Origin of the sequence: uncultured Vibrio sp., assembly GCF_947488985.1 — a bacterium.
Taxonomy (GTDB): Bacteria; Pseudomonadota; Gammaproteobacteria; order Enterobacterales; family Vibrionaceae; genus Vibrio.
The window spans coordinates 1-631 of record NZ_CANLBV010000266.1; the positions used below are offsets into that span (position 1 = coordinate 1).

Consider the following 631-nt stretch of genomic DNA (forward strand, 5'->3'; position numbering starts at 1 on the left):
GCGTGCAGATAGAGTTACCAAAATGTGCACCAGAGACTGGATTAACCTGACCAGTTAATTTTCCAGATTGGTATTAGGATATTTTCGTTCAGTATTAACTTCAACATGCCCTAAGCACTACCCACTATTCATCTCTGTCACTACCATCTCAGTTAATAACAGGCAACCTGAGCTTGAAAAAAAGGCTACTGCTCTGTTGATGTAGGACTCACTGAACAATTCTCGATAATCGAGAAACTCAAACAGAGCTACAGTGTTGCAAAGCTGTGTAAAGTGTTCGGTATTCATCGCAGCAGCTTTAAGGATTGGTCTAAGAAGCAAATACCGCCACGCACTCTGGCAATATTAAATTAAACAGAGTCTATCTCGTCGAGGAAACTGCTGGGATAACTGCCCGATGGGACGCTTCTTTAGAAGCCTAAAAAGTGAGTGGGTGCCAGCTTATGATTATCGTAGCTTATCCGAAGCTTGGAACAGCATATTGAATATATCACTAGATATTACAGTCAAATCAGACCGTACCAGTACAATGGTGGCCTAACACAGAATGAATCGCAGGGCGGGATCGCACTTTGTTAACAAATATGATCTAATATTGCCAAATCCATAATCACACAGCCACTTTGAACTT

General features: G+C 41.5%; 1 pseudogene. It reads left to right on the forward strand.

Annotated features, from left to right (window positions below):
* Positions 1-319: 319 nt before the first annotated feature.
* A pseudogene (locus Q1A70_RS20265) lies at positions 320-579 on the forward strand (integrase core domain-containing protein); the annotation flags it as partial.
* Positions 580-631: the final 52 nt, after the last annotated feature.